General features: G+C 52.5%; 2 tRNA genes and 2 rRNA genes (1 of these 4 cut by a window edge). All 4 read left to right on the top strand.

The features are described 5' to 3' along the window. The first annotated feature begins 105 nt into the window (after nt 1-105). A 16S ribosomal RNA gene (locus DCK90_RS16490) occupies nt 106-1,631 on the top strand. Between the two features lie 110 nt (nt 1,632-1,741). After that, a tRNA-Ile gene (locus tag DCK90_RS16495) sits at nt 1,742-1,815 on the top strand. A gap of 128 nt (nt 1,816-1,943) precedes the next feature. After that, nucleotides 1,944-2,017 (top strand) — tRNA-Ala (locus DCK90_RS16500). A gap of 208 nt (nt 2,018-2,225) precedes the next feature. Beyond that, a 23S ribosomal RNA gene (locus DCK90_RS16505) occupies nt 2,226-2,500 on the top strand; it runs 2,544 nt beyond the window's last position. Together the 16S and 23S rRNA genes with 2 tRNA genes alongside form the textbook arrangement of a ribosomal RNA operon.

Below are 2,500 nucleotides of genomic sequence, written 5' to 3' on the forward strand. Positions count from 1 at the left end.
AAAGAAGTTCATATACATATTGTAACGACAGCGTAGAATTAAGAAATGAACCATTTTGATGCAGGGACTCGGTATTCCGGGTGTCGGACAGACATTCAAGGAAATACAATGAAGAGTTTGATCCTGGCTCAGGATGAACGCTAGCGGCAGGCCTAACACATGCAAGTCGAGGGGCAGCGGGGAAAAGCTTGCTTTTCCGCCGGCGACCGGCGCACGGGTGCGGAACGCGTATGGAACCTGCCCCTGTCAGGGGAATAGCCCAGGGAAACTTGGATTAATGCCCCATGGTACCGTTATATCGCATGATATTACGGTTAAAGATTTATCGGACAGGGATGGCCATGCGTACCATTAGTTAGTTGGTGGGGTAACGGCCCACCAAGGCAGCGATGGTTAGGGGCCCTGAGAGGGGGATCCCCCACACTGGTACTGAGACACGGACCAGACTCCTACGGGAGGCAGCAGTGAGGAATATTGGACAATGGGCGGGAGCCTGATCCAGCCATGCCGCGTGCAGGATGACGGCCCTATGGGTTGTAAACTGCTTTTATACGGGAAGAAATGCGCCCACGTGTGGGCGTCTGACGGTACCGTAAGAATAAGGACCGGCTAACTCCGTGCCAGCAGCCGCGGTAATACGGAGGGTCCGAGCGTTATCCGGAATCATTGGGTTTAAAGGGTCCGTAGGCGGGCCTGTAAGTCAGGGGTGAAAGTTTGTGGCTCAACCATAAAATTGCCTTTGATACTGCAGGTCTTGAGTCATGGTGGGGTCGCCGGAACATGTGGTGTAGCGGTGAAATGCATAGATATCACATAGAACACCGATCGCGAAGGCAGGTGGCCAACCATGTACTGACGCTGATGGACGAAAGCGTGGGTAGCGAACGGGATTAGATACCCCGGTAGTCCACGCCGTAAACGATGGATACTAGCTGTGGGGACTTCGGTCTCCGTGGCCAAGCGAAAGTGATAAGTATCCCACCTGGGGAGTACGTTCGCAAGAATGAAACTCAAAGGAATTGACGGGGGCCCGCACAAGCGGTGGAGCATGTGGTTTAATTCGATGATACGCGAGGAACCTTACCAGGGCTTAAATGCAGGCTGCATGGGGTAGAGATACCCCTTTCTTCGGACCGCCTGCAAGGTGCTGCATGGTTGTCGTCAGCTCGTGCCGTGAGGTGTCAGGTTAAGTCCTATAACGAGCGCAACCCCTACCGTTAGTTGCCAGCATGTCAAGATGGGGACTCTAACGGGACTGCCGGTGCAAACCGTGAGGAAGGTGGGGACGACGTCAAATCATCACGGCCCTTACGTCCTGGGCTACACACGTGCTACAATGGCCGGTACAGAGGGAAGCCACCCCGCAAGGGGGCGCGGATCTACAAAACCGGTCACAGTTCGGATCGGGGTCTGCAACTCGACCCCGTGAAGCTGGAATCGCTAGTAATCGGATATCAGCCATGATCCGGTGAATACGTTCCCGGGCCTTGTACACACCGCCCGTCAAGCCATGGAAGCCGGGAGTGCCTGAAGTCCGTCACCGCAAGGAGCGGCCTAGGGCAAAATCGGTAACTAGGGCTAAGTCGTAACAAGGTAGCCGTACCGGAAGGTGCGGCTGGAACACCTCCTTTCTAGAGAAAGAGATGCCCGGAGATGCCTTGTCCCGCACGAGGTGGTCTTTATCCTCTGCGCTGTCGTTTATGATATGTTATACTGATATAAGGCAATAAAAGGCCAAGACAGTCTCATAGCTCAGCTGGTTAGAGCGCTACACTGATAATGTAGAGGTCGGCAGTTCGAGTCTGCCTGAGACTACGAAAGGTGCGATGTACGGAAGTACGGAGCGCAAAGTTCATTGAGTATTGAATAAGGAAATTCTAGGAGCGAGTTATTGCGGGTTATAGACTCATAACTCACAACTCATAACTCTTTACTAGGGAAATGGGGGATTAGCTCAGCTGGCTAGAGCGCCTGCCTTGCACGCAGGAGGTCATCGGTTCGACTCCGATATTCTCCACTGGATAGTATTGAGTATCCAGATTTTAGAAGTGAGATTCATCTCATGTCTAATATCTAACATCTCAAGACTGTTTAAAAGTTCATTGACATATTGGGACGGAGCAGTGACGATTTTAGATCGTTGCATGCGAAGTCAAAGAAGAAACACGAAGTAGAATAGAATATATAAGGATTACGAGAGGGCATTTGTACCTTATGGTACAGGTGCGACAAGCAAAAGAAGGGCGTATGGGGGATGCCTAGGCTCTCAGAGGCGACGAAGGACGCGATAAGCTGCGAAAATCCACGGGGAGCTGCACATGAGCATTGATCCGTGGGTGTCCGAATGGGGCAACCCGGCAGGTTGAAGGCCTGTCACCCAGCAATGGGGGCGAACCCGCTGAACTGAAACATCTAAGTAGGCGGAGGAAGAGAAAACAAGAGTGATTCCGAGAGTAGTGGCGAGCGAAATCGGAACAGCCCAAACCGTCGTTGTTCCGGC

It is taken from the genome of Muricauda brasiliensis, assembly GCF_003057865.1.
In the GTDB taxonomy this organism is placed as follows: Bacteria; Bacteroidota; Bacteroidia; order Flavobacteriales; family Flavobacteriaceae; genus Flagellimonas; species Flagellimonas chongwuensis.